Source organism: Hyalangium sp. (assembly GCF_035629615.1).
Taxonomy (GTDB): Bacteria; Myxococcota; Myxococcia; order Myxococcales; family Myxococcaceae; genus Hyalangium.
Genome location: NZ_DASPHO010000206.1, coordinates 1 through 13,941 on the forward strand (window position 1 = coordinate 1; position 13,941 = coordinate 13,941).

12 protein-coding genes and 1 pseudogene are annotated in these 13,941 nt (G+C 67.0%); 8 read left to right on the forward strand and 5 right to left on the reverse strand.

The features are described from left to right. A pseudogene (locus VD972_RS10570) lies at positions 1-280 on the reverse strand (ATP-binding cassette domain-containing protein); the annotation flags it as partial. Between VD972_RS10570 and VD972_RS10575 the strand changes: the two are divergent. Next, positions 246-872 (forward strand): protein-tyrosine phosphatase family protein, encoded by a 627-nt coding sequence (locus VD972_RS10575; RefSeq protein ID WP_324984772.1) that lies wholly within the window; start codon positions 246-248, stop codon positions 870-872. The pseudogene VD972_RS10570 and the gene VD972_RS10575 sit on opposite strands and share 35 nt — an antisense overlap. 120 nt (positions 873-992) lie before the next feature. Here the strand turns inward: VD972_RS10575 and VD972_RS10580 are convergent, their stop codons facing one another. Further along, entirely contained in the window at positions 993-1,838 is an 846-nt protein-coding gene (locus tag VD972_RS10580) for a phytanoyl-CoA dioxygenase (RefSeq protein WP_324984775.1), read from the reverse strand. A gap of 172 nt (positions 1,839-2,010) precedes the next feature. Between VD972_RS10580 and VD972_RS10585 the strand changes: the two genes are divergently transcribed. From VD972_RS10585 to VD972_RS10600, 4 genes are all read left to right on the forward strand, one after another. Then, positions 2,011-5,697: a hypothetical protein gene (locus tag VD972_RS10585; protein ID WP_324984778.1), complete on the forward strand. Its 3,687-nt coding sequence runs from the start codon at positions 2,011-2,013 to the stop codon at positions 5,695-5,697. Further along, positions 5,694-6,233, forward strand: coding sequence for a DUF1318 domain-containing protein (locus VD972_RS10590; RefSeq protein WP_324984781.1), 540 nt, complete (start codon positions 5,694-5,696; stop codon positions 6,231-6,233). Before VD972_RS10585 ends, VD972_RS10590 begins: the two co-directional genes overlap by 4 nt. Beyond that, the gene (locus tag VD972_RS10595) at positions 6,227-9,691 is read left to right on the forward strand and encodes a hypothetical protein (RefSeq protein ID WP_324984783.1); all 3,465 of its coding nucleotides are present in this window, start codon (positions 6,227-6,229) and stop codon (positions 9,689-9,691) included. The genes VD972_RS10590 and VD972_RS10595 overlap by 7 nt, the downstream gene beginning before the upstream one ends. Positions 9,692-9,822: 131 nt before the next feature. Beyond that, entirely contained in the window at positions 9,823-10,953 is a 1,131-nt protein-coding gene (locus tag VD972_RS10600; protein ID WP_324984786.1) for an alpha/beta fold hydrolase, read from the forward strand. A 258-nt stretch (positions 10,954-11,211) separates the two neighbouring features. Here the strand turns inward: VD972_RS10600 and VD972_RS10605 are convergent, their stop codons facing one another. Both VD972_RS10605 and VD972_RS10610 read right to left on the reverse strand, forming a co-directional pair. Then, a complete protein-coding gene (locus VD972_RS10605) occupies positions 11,212-11,616 on the reverse strand; it encodes a DUF1801 domain-containing protein (protein WP_324984788.1) in 405 nt (134 codons plus the stop codon). Between the two features lie 74 nt (positions 11,617-11,690). Next, complete coding sequence (locus tag VD972_RS10610) at positions 11,691-11,819, reverse strand: hypothetical protein (protein ID WP_324984791.1); 129 nt, start codon at positions 11,817-11,819, stop codon at positions 11,691-11,693. Positions 11,820-11,885: 66 nt separating this feature from the next. Between VD972_RS10610 and VD972_RS10615 the strand changes: the two genes are divergently transcribed. Then, positions 11,886-12,227, forward strand: a complete 342-nt coding sequence (locus VD972_RS10615; protein ID WP_324984793.1) for a metalloregulator ArsR/SmtB family transcription factor — start codon at positions 11,886-11,888, stop codon at positions 12,225-12,227. Beyond that, the gene (locus tag VD972_RS10620) at positions 12,224-12,766 is read left to right on the forward strand and encodes an SRPBCC family protein (RefSeq protein ID WP_324984795.1); all 543 of its coding nucleotides are present in this window, start codon (positions 12,224-12,226) and stop codon (positions 12,764-12,766) included. Before VD972_RS10615 ends, VD972_RS10620 begins: the two co-directional genes overlap by 4 nt. A 5-nt stretch (positions 12,767-12,771) precedes the next feature. On the opposite strand, the gene VD972_RS10625 is transcribed toward VD972_RS10620, so the two are convergent. Continuing rightward, positions 12,772-13,149: a hypothetical protein gene (locus tag VD972_RS10625; RefSeq protein ID WP_324984796.1), complete on the reverse strand. Its 378-nt coding sequence runs from the start codon at positions 13,147-13,149 to the stop codon at positions 12,772-12,774. 469 nt (positions 13,150-13,618) lie between these two features. Between VD972_RS10625 and VD972_RS10630 the strand changes: the two genes are divergently transcribed. After that, on the forward strand, positions 13,619-13,941 hold a 323-nt coding region (locus tag VD972_RS10630; protein WP_324984799.1), incomplete at its 3' end, for an RsbRD N-terminal domain-containing protein.

Here is a 13,941-nt window from a genome sequence, read left to right on the forward strand (position 1 = left end):
GCGTGGACTTCCCAGCCCCCGAGCGCCCGACGATCGCCACGAACTGGCCGGGCTCGATGCGCACGGACACGTCCTTCACCACCAGCGGGGACGTGGGCCCGTAGCGGAACGAGACCCGCTCCAGCTCGGTGCCGCCCTGGAGCTTCGCCGGCTGGCCCGGCTTCGCCGGATCCCGCTCGGGCGGAGTGTCGAACACATCGTCGATGCGCTCGATGTAGCTGCCCAGCAGCTGGAGCTGGCTGCCTGTGCTCACCAGGTTGGAGAGCGGCACCAGCAGCGCCTACCCTCGCAGCCGCAGAGACTGGCACCGGCCCAGGGGCCGACCCAGAGCGCGTGGTGCGGAAGCCCACAGCCGCGCCCGCCAAGGCGCCCCAGTCCGCTGCCGCCTCCCCCTGGAGGGGCAAGGCCAGGGTGAGCTGTGCCTACACACTCTGCATGGCCGGGGCACAGGCCCGGCAAACGGCTCGGGTGGCACCCGGCAGCAGCCCTCCTACCCCGCTGGGCCCAGGGACGCACCCCGCAAAAGGCCACCCCTCCTTCCTATATGCAAGGCCGCGGGCATCGGCTGGATCTGGGTTCCGTTTCCCGGCGCGGCGGTACCGGACTCCGCGCGAACCGACGAGCTCAGGCAGGTGTTTCGCGACCTCCGCGAGCTCATCGCGGCAGGCAGCAAGCTGGTGGTTCACTGCTCCGCGGGAATCCATCGCACTGGCATGTTCGGCTACGCGCTACTGCGTCAGCTCGGGTTGAGCGCGGATGCCGCGCACACGAAGCTCGCGGAGCTGCGCCAGCACACAGCAGAGGGCGTCGGTCCGGACCGTCTCTCCTGGGGTGATGCGCTGGTCGAGTCCGAGCACGACCCGCAGGCATGAAGCGCTGGAGGGCTCACTGTCTGTTCGGGCAGAGGATGGACCCGTTGCCGATCGCCCCCTGTCCGGACGCGCTCCGCCAGCGTCCAGCCGCTGCATCACGGTCCGTCTCAAGGGCGCGTGTTACCTGCTGCCGGGTGACGTCTCCACGGGTAGCATGGAGCTGGCATTTCGGAGCGCATTCCTGATCGCGTGCTCGACCGGCGAATGAGCGCTCCCGTCCCTCCGCTCCAACACCAGTGGCTGAGACGGAAGAAGGGGCGGCTGGGCCATGAAGCGCGGCTCCGCGCCGCGGTGAACCTGGGCCGCATGCACAAGGAACGGATGGCACAGATAGACCGTCCCGGCCTCCCCTGTCGCCAAGGCCTGGGGTAAGCGCGCAGTCTCCGCGAAGCCGTTGGCGGCGAGCTCCCTCAGCGACAGACCCTCCTCGCCCGCGGGCGCCAGCCTCCTTGCGATGTCGAGATGAGAGCCGACCCGCAGGCGGGTAGGCGCGTCCTCCTCCCCCACGTCGGAGAAGAGGAACAACATCAGCAAGGCGCGTCCTTTCGAGACGACGCTCGCCCGCCAGGCCATGAAGTCGGGATCTTCGGTCCCGAAACTGGGATCGATGTGCCAGCCGTCATCTCCCGGGTCTTTCGAGGACGGGAATCGCACGGGAAACGTCCCCAGGTTCGGACGGGGGAGCCACCGCCCGGGTCCGACGAGCTGATCGAAAGCCCTGTGCAGTGTCGGCGAACTGGCGGCCTTGGCGAACGGCTCCTGCCCGTAGAAGCCAAGCCGGATGACAGGCCGGGTCCATGTCGCCGGATCACCCGGGTCGCAGCCGGTGTCCCGCCAGAGGATGGACCGTCCCTCTTCAGCAAGCGCTCGCGGGAACGCTTTCTCGATCTTCACGAAGCCGTCTTGGATGAACGCTTCGAGCTGCGCGTCGCTGAGGGCGCGCACGGGTTCGCCTGGGTTCGGCATGGCTTCGCTCTCCTACCCCACGCAGCGTAGTGGGCGTCCATGAAACGGTCGAGAGCGGTTTCCGTAGGACTTCCAGCCGGTTACGCTGCCCCTGCCCCACGTCCCGGCGATTTGAAACCCGATTCCACCGCATGGTAGGACGAGGGTGACCGCTCGCTCCCAACCGAACATCATGGAATCCCACGGAGCCGGACGACCTCGCCGGCGGTTGGCTCGAATCATCGCAGGCGTGCTCCTGGTTCTCGCTGCGACCCTCGCGCTGATGCTGGTCACGGCGGTGACCGCTCTGCACAACCTCGATTCCCCCTGGCTGAAACACCGCATCGTCTCCAGGGTGGAAGCGGCCACTGGCCTGCAGTTGGACTACCAAACAACCCAGGTCGCCGTGCTCTCGGGCCTGCGACTGGAAGGGCTGGTGGTGCGTACCCCGTCGCCGTTTCAAAGCGTCGCGCCCGAGCTGCTGCGCGTCGGCACTCTGGAGGCGCAATGGTCACCCGGCTCTCTGCTGAGCGGAACCACCCGGGTTGAGCGGGTGGCGGTGCGGGACGTGGCCTTTGCCTGGGTGGCCGACGATGCAGGACCCACGTCTCTCACTGGATTGAGGGGGCCGGAAGCCCCCGAGCCGCCGCCCGTTGCAGCGCCACTCGGAGCCTCTCAGCAGCTCGCTGCCCTCCTGGCCTCCGCGCCTCCCTTCGGGAAGGTCGAGGTGTCGGGCGTGTCGTTGAGCTACGTCCGCGTTCGGAACGGTGAGGTGATCGAGCGCTGGTCCTTGCGTGGGCTCGCAGCCGCTGTCGAAGCGAAGCAGCAGGACGATGGATGGAAGCTCTTTGCGACAATGGGCCAGGCCGGTACGCCGCTTCCACTGGAGTTGAGCCGTGAAGGCTCAGCCATTCCGTCGGCCCTGGCCCAGCTGGAGCTGGCCCTCTCGGCGGAGGTAGGGGCGTCGGCCGCTCGCGCGCGGGTGGACCTCGATGTCGCGCGGCAGACTTTCGATCCGCAGTTCACGGTCCGCACACTGCTGCACGGCACGGCCTCGGCGAAGTTCGATGGCGAGAAGCGGCACATCGCCCTCGAGCTGGACCGCACCCAGCTGACAGACAGCGCCGAAGTGCAGGCCCAGCTGGTGCTTCCGGATGCGGCGGATGCTCCGCCAGTCGTGACGCGAGCCGTGGCGGATCTGGATCTCGGGCGGCTGCTGCAATGGGTCCCCGCCGATAGGCGGCCGTTCTCCATCGAGCGCGGCAAAGTCCATCTGGACGCCCAGGAGATCACGCTCAGCGCCATGCCGCAGCTGGGAGCCCAAGGCAAACTCGAGCTGGACGTCGACTTCGCGGCGCTCCAGATCGTTCAAGACGATCTTCGGGTGGCACTCGGCGGTGGACGCGTCTCCTTGGTGGCGACCCCTGATCCCCAAAAGGGGCTGGCCGCTCGACTCGCCTTTGCGCTCCAGGGGCTCGATGTCCGGGGGCCCACCACGCTTCGTGTTCCGAAGGCCTCCGGCGAATTGAAGGGTCAGCAGCTGCGGCCAGACCTCTCATCGCCCTTCAAGGTTGCGGGGGATGCTGCGCTGTCCGGAATGGTGGATGCATTGGACGTCCGTGCCTCCGGGATCCTTGCGACTGCTGAACGTCTGGGGTTTCATCTCCATGCCCCCTTGGCGGGTGAGCCGCCCTTCGCACTGAAAGCGGACGTGCCCGTGGGGGCTCTCCGGGTGGTCACGGCGGATGGACGCGAGCTGCTGAAGGGCCCCGTGCACGTGAAGCTCGATGCGTCCGAGGCGTTCCCTCAGTGGGACGATCCGCGGCGGAGCCGAGCCCGCGCCCGTCTGGATCTCGACGTTGGCACGATGCACGCGTCGCTGGATGCCACCAAAGGGACCGACGCGGTGGCGTACACCTTGGCCGTCCAGACCCCGGACCTCGTGGCCGCTCGGCCCTTCATCCCCGAGTCGCTCGCCGCACGCGTTCCCTGGAAGCACCTGGCCGTGAACCTGGCCTCCACGGGCAGACTGGCGGCGCTCTTTTCCCCCTCGCCACGGCTGGAGCACCGAACGGAGCTGCGCCTGCAGCGGCCGGGATGGGACGACGTGTCGGCCAGCAACATCGCCGTCGTGATGCGCTCGCAAGGAGATTCCTGGCGGCATCAGGGCGAGCTGGACCTTCAAATCGAAGGGCTGCGTGCCGGTGAGCACGACGCGGGTCCTCAGCACCAGACACTGACGCTGGACCTCGATCGCCGCAAGCTGTCGCTTCGGCTGGGGCTCACCAGCCACGCAGGGCTGAAGATCGCACTCGATGCCGCACTGGCGTTCGACCGAAAAGCCCGCGCGCTTCGCTGTGATGTAAAGGGCGACCTTTCGTCCAGTGGTGCACTGTCACCTCTCCTGGCCAAGGCCCAGGTGCCCGCGGAGCTGGATCCCTCGCGGCTCGCGCTGAACGTCGAGCTGCATGGCGCGCTGCTCGGTGTAATCACGGACATCGCCGCCGACGGAACCCCGCGTCTGGCCCCCGACCCTCTGCGTACCGCTGGCTTCGAGGGAAAGGCAGTGGTGGACGCGCGCGGCATCCGCTGGAGACAGGATGCCCAGTCGATCAACCTCCCCGCTCTGCACTGGCAGGTCGAGTCGCACGTCGAGGGGCCACGGCGAATCGTCCACAGCAACCTGACGGTGGAAAAACTCGCCGTGGGCCTGAGCGATCGCCGGCTGTCATTCGCCGACGTGTCCAGCGACACCACCGCCACCTTCACCGAGAAGTGGGAAGCGGACGAGATCGAACTGAAACAACTCTTGAAGGTCCGCTCCCTCGAGCAGAAGCCGGCGCTGCCCTATCCGGTTCAGGACCTGGAATGGTCGTTCTCCGCTCGCCGTAAGCCCAATGGCGTCATTCACATCCCCGACCTGCACCTGTCCAATGCAGGGACAAGTACCCAGCTGAAAGTCAAAGGCCGGCTCGATCTCAGCGACAGCCGGCGCCGCCTGGCGGTCCAGGGTGAGCTGGCTCAGGACTTGTCCAAGCTTGCGCAGCCCGGCCTCATCGAGAGCAGCGGCAAGGTCACGGTTGATTTCCGGTTGGCTTCGCCCGACCTGGTGATCTTCCGAACCCTCTCCCACCTCCTCCTCCAGAACGTGAACCTGCGGCTGCCCGAATCGGGGATCGCGATCCAAGCGCTCGATGGCAACGTGCCGCTGACTGAGAACGTGGAGTTCACCGAAGGCCGGGTGCGGCTGCTGAGCGACATCGACGTGAACCCGTACTCGATGCTTCGTTTCGCCGACCAACACCCCTTGCTCTCGCGCAGCGGATTCATGTCGGCGGGCAGCATCACCACGCCGCACATCTCCATCGCGCCCCTGGCCGGAAACCTGTCCATCAACCAGAACGTGGTCTCCATGAGCCAGCTGGAGATGGGCGTCCGCGGTGGGCGTATCACCGGACAGTGCGTGCTGGACTGGCAAGGAGCGCACTCCACCCTGGAGGCGCACGTGCGGGCGACCGGCGTGCAATCGTCCCGGGGCGAGCCCTTTGATGGAAATGCCGCCGTGGTCATCTCCGGCAAGGATCGCAGCATCAACGGACGCGCGGAGATCCTCCGCATTGGCAACCGCCACTTGCTCGACTTGCTCGATCTCGAGGATCCGCACCACAGAGATGCCGCCACCAACCGCGTCCGCTACGCGTTGGGATTGGGCTATCCGGAGCTCGTGCGGGTGAGCTTCAACCACGGCTTCGGCCGCCTGCGCATCACCATGGGCGGCCCGGCCAGGCTGCTCAGCATCGACGAGATCCGAGGCATCCCCATGGGCCCCATCGTCGACCGTGTCATCAACTCCTTGTCCCTCCCGGAGGCCACGCCATGAAACACCGCGGGTTGCTGCTTCTTGCCGCCCTCGCCGCTCCCGGGTGCATCCGCGCCCCGGAGATCGTCATGGTCGATCGCGCGACAGCGCTCGAGGAACAGGCTTCAGGCTCGTTCAAGGACGTGGAACGGCGGCTCGCTCGCGCGGGCATGAGCCCGAGGCCGGTGCCGCTCACGCCCAACCAACTGGAGGAGCTGGGCCTCCAACCCACGCCCTTGGTCGAGAACATTGGCAGGACGCAGGCGGACCGCGTCGACGAGCTGCTGCGGCGCCACTGCGTGGGCGAAGGGCGGGACGGGCTGCTGGTGGACACCCGGCGCCACTGCCAGGCGGGACGCTTGTCGGCCGATGACGTCGCCCTGGTGGAACGGGTGAACCGGGCCCGGCTCCAGCTGTGGCAGTGGATGCGGACGCTCCGACCCAGCGCGCCCGAAGAGTCGCTGCGCCGGAGCTGGCAACAGGTGCACGCGGAGGGTGTGATCTGCGGCGGCTGGGTTGAATCCGCTGACGGCACCTGGGGAGAAAAGAAGTGCTGACGCCCCGTGGCCGGTGCTTCATGGCCCTGGCCGTTCTCATCTCGAGCGGCGCCTGGGCGCAGGACGATGAGAACGACGGAGGCTTGCGCACGCCCGTACGGCTCACCGTGGGCGTGGGAGATCACTTCCTGGGGCAGCTGGGGCCCGATGGGAACACGCTGATCTTCGCGTCCAACCGCAACATCGCGACCGAGATCTACGTTCAGGATCTGGAAGGAGGCCGCGAGCGCCGCCTCTTCGACGAAGGCGCCGACGTTACCTGGCCGCGGGTCAGTCCCGACGGCAAACACCTGCTCTATATTTCGTTCCGAAACCAGGCCAGCGGCCAACTGTGTGTGCGGGAGCTGCCCAGTGCGGAAGGCCGCCGCTGCCTCGAAGAAGAGACCAGCGCGCTGCAGGCGGAATGGATCGATGCCTCGCATGTCGCGCTGGTGAGCCGGGCGACCATCCAGGGCGATCTGCGATTGTCGCGGGTCACAGTGGAGCGCGAGTTGAGCGCGAGGCCCCTGCTTGACCGCAACCTGACCAGTCCCACCCTCTCGCCCGATGGGCGCTGGCTGGTGTACGTCCCGATCGAACGCTCCGTGCAGCAGGTGGGCCCCGGCTTCGCCGCGCGCGCCTCGCCCCATCTGGAGGCACTTCGGCTGGATCGCCCTGGCGCTGCCCCCATACCTCTGGCGCTCGATCTTCCAGGACAGACTGGACAGCCGGCGTTCGCCCTCGATGGGCGCTCCCTGTACGTGGTGCAGTTCTTCACCGACTCCAATGCGGACGGGGTGATCGACGCCAGCGACAGCGGGGTGCTGTTTCGGGTGCCTTTTGCTGCTGAGCGCGAGGACGCGCCCGAGCTGGCCGCCGCCTCCAGTCCGGACCAGCTCACCAGTGTGTCCTGGAACTGCGAGTACCCGGCGCCCGCGGCCGCGTCACTCATTGCGACCTGTTCGCGCGATCAGACGCTGGATGTGTATCAGCTGCCGCTGGATGGCCAGGTTCCCAGCACCTGGGACGTTCCTCGTCTCAACGAAGAACTGGGACTGGTCGGCAAGCGCGCGGATCTCCTCCTGCTCTATCGCCAACGCCTGCTGCGCGAAGCCCGGCCCAAGCCCCGCCGTCTGCTGATGATGCGCATGAGCCAGCTCCACCTGGCTTTCGAGGACTTCGATGCGGCGGAGTTCTACGCCCGCCACATGCGCTCGGTGAGCGATCCTGCCACCGCGGGACTGGCGGAGCCGCTGCAGATCCTCATCGACCACCGGCGCGCCATGAAGGAGCGCGAGCGCGGCCGCATGGTGGACGAGCTGAGCGACGCCGAATGGCAACGCATGGCCGCGTTGGATCCCGCCGCTGCTCCCAGCCCGCCCTCCGCCGTCTTTCAACACGTGGTGCGCAGTGAGCTGGCGGATGCCGCTGGCGACTTCACGCTGGCGCGTCAGGAGCTGGAGGCGGCCCAGGTGACCGACACCACGACGCGCGCGGTGCTGGAAGCCTATTTCGAACGAGCGGACGCGCTGTACCGCAAGCTCGACGATCGGGAGGCCCTGGTCGAAGCCGGCCGCCGGCTCTCCATGAACAAAGCCTTCCATGACGACGACCAGCTCGACTTCGCTCGCGCCGCCGTCCGCGCTCTATACCGGGGACGCCCCTACGACGAGGCAGATGCCACCATGGCCCAGGCACTCGCATCGGCACCCGCCGGCTCGGCCTATGCGTTCGCCTTGGAGATGGGCCGGCACATCAACGCGTTGCACGACGAGCGTCCCCCCCGCCCCGTCCGGGAGGCCTTGATCACGTTCTACCATCAGCAAAAGGATCCCATTCGCCGGCGCGCACTGGTGCAAGACGCCGTCGAGCGCGCGGCGGGCCTCGGCGCTGACGGCGTGCTGGAGGCGTTGGCGACGGTCTACGTCGACGACGCCCCGCCCGGCACCGAGGAACGCCGCCGGGCTGAACGGTTGTTTCGCCGCGCGATGATGGGCCGCGCCTACCGCCGGTTGGGGAGGCAGCGGCTGGACGAAGCCCGTGCCGACTTCGACCTCGTGACTCAACGGACTGGCTCACTGGAAAGCGCTGTCGAGTCCATGAGCCTGCGTTTGCGTGCCGACGTCAGCCCCGAGGTGGTGGAGAAGGAAGTCACCACCTCCTCCGCAAGGATGGCCAAGCCGCTCGCGCACTTCGTGAGGGCCTACCTCACGGCGCGCCAGTTGCCCAAGCTGGATGAGCACGCCCACGCCCCGGCGGTGGCGACGGCCGTGAAGGAGCTGCGCACAGCGTGGAAGGAGCTCAAAAACCAGCGCGCGGCGCATGCCCTCTATGGCGCCATTCATCACGAGGACTTCCTCCGCGGCCACGATCCTGCCGCCGCCGAGCGCGCCAACCGGCACTATTTGATCGCCCTGGACCTGGTGCGCAACAACGTCCGCTACCGGGCGATGCTCCTCGGCGCGTTGGGGCTGTTGCACACCCAGGTGGGCAACTTCCACATCGCCCTGGGCTACCTCGATCAACGGGACAAGTTGCCCTACGTAGACAATGCAGCGGGGCTGGCGGTGTCCCTTGCCCGCTCCCGGGCGCTCTTGCACGTCGGCCGCGAGGAGGAGTCAGCGCAGGCGGCGGATCATGCCTTGGCCATGGTGGATGCCACACCGAAGCTGGCCAGGTTCGTCACCTTGGCGCTGGATCGCGCGGCGCTCTACAACCTCGCCGCGGGCCGATTCGAGCGTGCGTTGGCGCTCTACGATCGCGAGCTGCCCACCTTGGAAACGGGCACCCGCGACGCGGAGGGTCTGCGCAACCGGCTGGTGGTGCGGCTGGCCCGGTGCGCCGCGGAGTTGGGTGCGGGTCAGCCCCAACGGGCGTTGGAGGACCTGGACATCGTTGATCGCGACCTGGCAACCCCAGCCGTGCAGGCCACGCTGAGCTGGCCACACGCCTCACCCCAGCACGTTCAGCGCACCTATCGCATCATCGCCGCGGGACTGCGCGCCAATGCAGAGACCCAGCTCGGGCACCTGGACGCCGCCGCCCGCGCACTCGAACAGCGGCGTGCGCTGTTCTTGGAACAGTTCGCCGAGTCGGATCGCGATGAGGACGTCGGCGCGGTGACGCTGACGGAGTTGCGGCTGGCCGAGAATGCCGTGGATCGCCGAGACACGGCGCAGGCGGCCCGCTGGTTGGGCAAGGCGATCGCGCACGCCGACACCCTGATCGATCGCACCCACGCACCGGTCTATGCCGGTCAGCTGGATGTGCTCTGGTTCGCGGCGCAGTTACACTCGGATGAGAGCTCGCAGCTGCCTTTCGACGTGCCCAAGCGTCTGGGCCAGGCGCACCGATCCCTCATCGACCAGCGTGATCCTTCCTGGCGTTCATATCTGGCGTGGTTCGAGATCTATCTGGCGCTCGGCGCGAACCCGCCAGCAGAGGTCCGGGGCGCACTGCTGCTGCCCGCACAGCCATAGTCGAGCGGCGACACCATCGACCTCGACACCACGTTCCCTGATGAGCTGGGGAGCGGCGGCATCATCGTCTTCGGCATCGAGGAATCGTGGTACACAGGCTCAGGCATTGAGACCAGAATCGGGAGCGTATCGTGCATCAATGGTCGTGGCTGCCGCTGGCGGCACTGCTTCTGGGTAGCGTTCAGGCACAGGCGCAGGAGACGCCGGAACCTCATAACCGGGCTGAAGCTGTCAAGATCATCGCGGATCTTCGCAAGATCGTGGCGCCGAAGGGGCTGGAGCGCACCGAGAAGCTCCGCATCGGCGGCATCGACCAATGGGTCTCGGTCCGCAGCCGCGACCTGCGCAATCCGGTGCTGCTTATGATTCACGGCGGCCCCGGCTGGGTGGCGATGCCGACGAGCTGGTATTTCGCGCAGGGCTGGGACGAATATTTCACCGTCGTTCAGTGGGACCAGCGCGGCGCGGGCAAGACCTATGTCTCGAACGATCCGGCCACAGTCGCCCCGACGCTCACGGTCGATCGGATGCATGCCGATACCGAGGAGATCGTCCAATGGGCGCGCAAGACCTTCGGCAAGGAGAAGATCTTCGTCCTCGGCCATAGCTGGGGCAGCATCCTCGGGCTCACCCTCGCGGAGAATCACCCCGAATGGCTCCACGCCTATATCGGCGCCGCCCAAGGCATCGACGCGCACGAGAGCGAGCGACGCGGCTGGGCCTGGACGCTGGAACAGGCGCGCGCGGCGAAGAACGAACAGGCGATCCGCGACCTCAATTCGATCGCGCCCTATGCCGTCGGCAAGACGCCGGTGCCGGTGAAGGCGATCCTGCTCCAGCGCAAGTGGCTCAATGTCTTCGGTGGTGCTGCCTATAAGCGCCCCGATGCGAGCTTCGAGGGCGCAGCGGTGAAGCTGTCGCCCGAATATACCGACGAGGATGTGCGCCAGGTGTGGAAGGCGCAGGATCTTTCGGTCGAAAGGCTCCTTGCCGCGGTGCTGACGGTGGACCTGACGCATGTGAAGCGACTGAAGACTCCGCTGATTCTGTTCCTCGGCCGCCACGACTATAATCTCTCGGCGACGGTTGCCGCCGAATGGTTCGCGGGCGTGAAGGCACCGTCGAAGCAGCTCGTCTGGTTCGAGCAGTCGGCGCACGAGATGTTGGCTGAGGAGCCGGGCAAAGCGCTGCTCTCGCTCGTCCGCTATGCCCGCCCGATTGCCGAGCGTGCGGGCGATGCCGCGCCCGACGGCGCCCGATAGATCAGCCAGCGCGCGGCTCGTCCGGCCTGCGGAGCTCGCGCGCCAGCAGGGCCATCGCGGCAGGAAAGACCAGTGCCCCGCCCTCTGCTCCCGCTCGCTGGTATGGAACAGACAGCCGAGCCGCAGGGTGGAGGAGGCCAATGGAAGATTCTGGGAGCAGTCGAAGCAGGGGTGCTGGTGGTCGATCGCGAGGAAGTTAGCCCGCCAGACGCGCGTGGGCACGCGTGCGTGGCGCCTCGCACCCTGTCGCGCCATTGCTTACCGGGCGCGCGCGACCTGCGTCGGATCACCGAGCGTGGCGTTGAGCTGGAGCGCGGCCGCCGTCAAGCGCTGCACGCTCGCCTTGGTAATGGCCTCACCCTCGCGGAGCTCGAGCGTCGCCATCTCGTACTTGCCGCCCGGGCGCAGCCGCGGCTCGAGGTCGCGCAACCGCTGCCCGCGCCAGAAGCCGAGGAGCACGCGCGTCGGCTCGGCGCGGATCAGCAGCACCGGCCCATGCGCCAAATAGACCAGGTGCCCCCACTTGATCACTTCGTCGAGCGGCCCCTCCGCGTGGCCGGTCGCCCGGACGGCGGCTCGCAGTTTCGTGACACACGCCTGCTGCCAGCCGGAGAGGGCCGAGACGTATGCCGCAGGGGTCGCGGCCGCGAGCGCCTTCTTCATGGCTCCTCCACCAATGTGGGTTGCGCCCTAGCGCCAGCGTTCAGCTGCGGCGCCTGGTTTCTAGGCGCGCAACCTTATGCATACCGCGCCGTCGACGCATAGAGGAACAGCGTCTCGTCTGCGTAGCCCAGCTCCCCGTAGAGCACCGCCTCGCACTCCGCCGTGCGGCCCTCCAAGGGCGCGGCCTTCTGCAAGGAGGCCATCAAGCCCCTGGAGACACCTCGCGTCCATCGTCTTGACATATACCGATATCGGAATATGATTCTCTCATGGCTCGCACACCGACGACGACCGATGCGTTCAACGCCGTCGCCGAGGCGAGCCGACGCGACCTCCTCGATGCCTTGGGCACCGGGGAGGCCACGGTGAGCGAGCTCGTCGAACGGCTCGGTCTCAGCCAGCCCCAGGTGTCCAAACACCTCGCTGTGCTGAGGGCGGTCGGTCTCGTGCTCGTCCGCGTGGATGGACGGCATCACTGGTACCGGGTCAACGGGCCAGCGCTGAAGCCCATCTACGACTGGGTGCGCATGTTCGAGCGCACCTGGAATGCCCGGCTCGACCGGCTCGAAGACCTGCTCGAAGAACTCAAAACCCAGGAGGAAGAACCATGAACAGCAACAAGACCGCCCCCAACCGCCACGGCTCCGCCGTCATCACCCTGCCGTCCCCCACCGAGATCCTCATCACCCGGGTCTTCGATGCGCCCGCCGCGCTGATCTTCAAGGCGTGGACGACGCCCGAGCTCGTCAAGCGCTGGTGGGGCTTCGAGACGTCGAAGTGGCTCGTCTGCGACATCGATCTGCGCGAGGGCGGCCAGTGGCGCTATGTCATCCGCGAAGGAGAGGTGGAGGTCGGCTTCCACGGCGAGTTCAAGCAGATCAACCGCCCGCACCGGGTGGTGTCGACGGAGGTGTACGAGGGCTTCCCCGACGCCGCGGCGCTCAACACCGTGACGCTCGAGGAGGTCAACGGTGTCACGACGATGAAGACGCTGGTCCAGCACGAGAAGCCGGAGCACCGCGACGCCCACCTCGCCTCGGGCATGGAGAGCGGAATGCAGGTCTCCTACAACCGGCTCGAGGATGTCGTCCAGCAGCTGGCGGTGCCCCTCGGTCACAGCGAGGGCCCGGTGCTCCAGGCCCCCCGGTGACGAGCTCAGCAGAACGTACAGGTGCTCGACGCGATGCAGGAGGTCCCGATCGGCTCCCATGCATCCCAGGTACAGTTGCCGGAAGAGCACCTCACCTCGCACTGGCCATACCTGACATAGTGGGTCTTCGTGTAGCCACACGACGTGCCTGCGTCGCACCCGCATGCGCCGTTGATGTACCCATTCTGGCGGCAGATGACGCTCATGGCGCTCACGCCCTCGACTGCAACCTCGTGGGGCGGAGCCACCTCGTCCATGGGACTGATGTCGTTGCTCAGCGCAGGCGCTGCCTGCGCTGAATCCGCGACGGTCTGAGGAGCCACCTCTCCGCAGCCTGCGAGAGCCACACCGAGCGCTACAGTCACCAGCCAGTTGAGCTTCATTGTGTCCTCCTAGGGACTCAAGTCGAATGGACCGCGGGAAGGCCTTCACGCCTTCCCTGGGTCGCAGTTCGAGACGCGCTCGGCCGGGATCCTTACCTCGGGAATTTCGGGGTGATTAAACCTCCGAGGCCTCGTCCAGCTTCCCGCTGTGGGACAGGAGCCGCCCGTACCGTGGTGCGTGCCCGGAAGAAGGCAAGGCCCGCCAAGCGCTCCGGCATGAAGAAGAAGGCCCCCAAGCGCTCCCAGAGCAGGAAGTCGGGCTGAACTCCTGGCGAGGGTCTCCCCAAGGGCGGCGACCTGATTCCAGCGGCAGTGAGCCTCGGCTGGCTGCCTGCTGGACAGGCAACTGCGTGGCCTGCTCAAGCCCTCGGCTGAGCGTGCTTACTTTTTCGCCATGGAGTAGGCGTCCTTCAACCCCTCGGCGTGGCCTCGAACGCCACGGCGCAGGCTTGCGTGAAATAGGTTCACCATGCGCCTGACGGAGTTCATTCAGCAGCATCGAAAGAAGATCATCGAGGAGTGGGTAAGGTTTGCCGCTACCCTCCTCCCTTGGGCAAAGGGCATCGACGCGAGGGGCCTCGCGGACCACGCCGAGGAGCTTCTCACCGTCGTGGTCAGCGACATGAAGTCGCCCCAAAGCAAAACTGAAAAATCCGACAAGTCCAAAGGACTGGCCGCTGAAGGCGCCCTCGGGAGAGTCGGGCAGAAACATGCTGTCGAGCGGCTGCAGACCGGGCTCAACCTCAACCAACTGGTCTCGGAATACCGGGCGCTGCGCGCGAGCGTTCTCCG